Here is a 2,215-nt window from a genome sequence, read left to right as displayed (position 1 = left end):
GCCTCGACCAGCTCTACGGCAGCGGCGAAGGGGAAGGCTCCACAGCCACCAGCCTGGGTGGCCGTGGCGGGTTGGAGCCGCCCTACCCCACCGCACGTGAATGGGCTGAGGAGCTGGATGCACTCTTTGGCGACGAGGTCCGCGAAGACATCGCCGCGACCGCAGTGCGTCGCCGCAACCCACTCGCCATCGACCTACTCACGGGCACGCAACCGCGCGCTTCGGTGGAATTGCTCAATGACATGCTCACCCTTGCCGGCGGTCTACCCGAATCCACCCTGGTTAGACTCCGCCCGATTTTGCACCGCATGGTTGCAGAGCTCTCCCAGGTGTTGGCCAACCAACTCCGTCCAGCCTTGCGGGGGTTGCAGGGGTGGCGGCCGAGCACGCGGACCTCGTCACGCTTAGATCCGGTGAGCACCATCCGCCGTAACCTGCGGCACACGGTGCCCCGCGCGGACGGTACGCCCCAGCTCGTGCTGGCCACGCCGATCTTCCGGCAGCCAATTGCCCGGCGGTCGGAGTGGCATGTGATCGTGCTGGTGGATGTGTCGGGGTCGATGGAGCCGTCAACAGTTTTTGCCGCGCTGACATCCTCCATCCTGGCTGGTGTGGACGCGTTATCGGTGACATTCCTCGCTTTCTCCACCCAGGTCATTGACTTAAGTGAGCATGTTTCAGACCCCTTATCCCTCCTGCTGGAAATCCAAGTGGGCGGTGGCACCGACATCGCCCACGCAATGGCTATTGCGCAAGAACGCGTGACCGTCCCCTCACGCACACTGCTGGTAGTGATCAGTGACTTTGAGGAAGGCGGCTCCGTTGATGAACTGCTCGCCCGCACTGAATCCCTCAACTCAGCCGGTGTGCGACTACTTGGCTGCGCTGCTCTCGACGACACCGGCCAGGCACGCTACAACGCAGCGATTACTGGGCAGCTCGTCGGCGCCGGCATGACCGTTTCCGCCGTCTCCCCAACGGCCCTGGCGCGCTGGGTAGCAGAGCAGGTGCAACAATGACCCCTACCTTGCCCGGCATGGACCCAGCCTTCGTCGCCGCCACCATCGAGACGCTGCCCGGACGCCTGCAAAAACGCCTTGGTGATGCGGCGCCCGAGAGCTGGACGATCGCAGGTGCCACCATCACCGTTGGCACCGCCACCGTGACACTTGCCCCGCCTGATGGTGCGGAGTGTGACTGCCTGCTCAGCCCGCGATGTCTCCACATCGCGCAGGTTCTCACCGCGTGCCCGTCGATGGCGGTGGAACCTGTGGAATCTGCTGAGCCCGCTGAATCTGCTGAATCTACTCCAGAGCCGCTGTCCCTGACAGACGACCAACGTGTCACCGTCTCCCTTGCGCAAACATGCCTGATGGGGCTGCTAGACCGTGGCCTCGGTGGTCTCACCGCCGCTGATCGGGCTGCTGTGCTTCGGATCGTGTCCGCCGGGCGGGTACACCATCTCCCACTGTTGGCCTCGGCTTTTGCTCGACTGCACGGCGAGCTCGGCAACGCAGACGGACGCACAACCGAAGCCACTATTTCAACGCTCGTTGATGCCGCATTGACCACCCACAGGCTCCAGCATGGACATGAGACCGGAACGCTGAGCATTGAAGCCGTGGGCTCCGCACGGCGCGCCTACCGTCCGGTGGGCAGCTTGCGGCTGCGCGGGTGGGCGTGCGAGCCAGTAGTGACTGCCTCCGGTTACGCCGGTGTGATCACCTACCTCGTCGACGAACACGATGGTCGCGTCTGGCAGCTTTCCACCGTGACCCCCGGCGATAGTGCTTTGGTACGGCAAGCGTACTGGGGTGGCACTGAGCTAGCAGATCTTGGAATGACCCACCACGACATTGTGCGCAGCGGTGTGCTGATCAACAACGCCACCGCCTCCGCCGACGGCCGACTGGGGCGTGGCGCAAAGATCCGTGCCAGCGCACGCACCCCGTCTGAGGCTGCTATGCCCGCAGAAGGCTGGTGGGTCGGTGACGCTGTCATCGAAGGCTTAGAGGATGACGGCCTGCACCCCGTCATGATGTTCCACACTGAGGACGGTCCGCTGCGTTGCCAGGTCACGCTCGCCGCGGAGCAGCTCGGCCACCTTGCCTTGAGGGTGATGGCCGGCGCGGTGGGCGTGACCGTCCACTTGCGCCTCCGCGCGCGCCGCCCAGAAGAACCTGGGCGTTCCCCGTGGATCCTCATCGGTATTGGC

General features: G+C 64.6%; 2 protein-coding genes. Both read left to right on the top strand.

The window, feature by feature from the left end; genetic code table 11:
- On the top strand, positions 1–1,019 hold a 1,019-nt coding region (locus F4V54_RS10640; RefSeq protein WP_150387121.1), incomplete at its 5' end, for a VWA domain-containing protein.
- The coding region (locus tag F4V54_RS10635) for a hypothetical protein (protein WP_150387120.1) at positions 1,016–2,215 on the top strand (1,200 nt) is incomplete at its 3' end. The genes F4V54_RS10640 and F4V54_RS10635, both read left to right, overlap by 4 nt.

Origin of the sequence: Corynebacterium tuscaniense (genome assembly GCF_008693065.1) — a bacterium.
In the GTDB taxonomy this organism is placed as follows: domain Bacteria; phylum Actinomycetota; class Actinomycetes; order Mycobacteriales; family Mycobacteriaceae; genus Corynebacterium; species Corynebacterium tuscaniense.
Note: the sequence above shows the minus strand (reverse complement) of the source record. Positions and strands in the feature narration are given on the sequence as shown.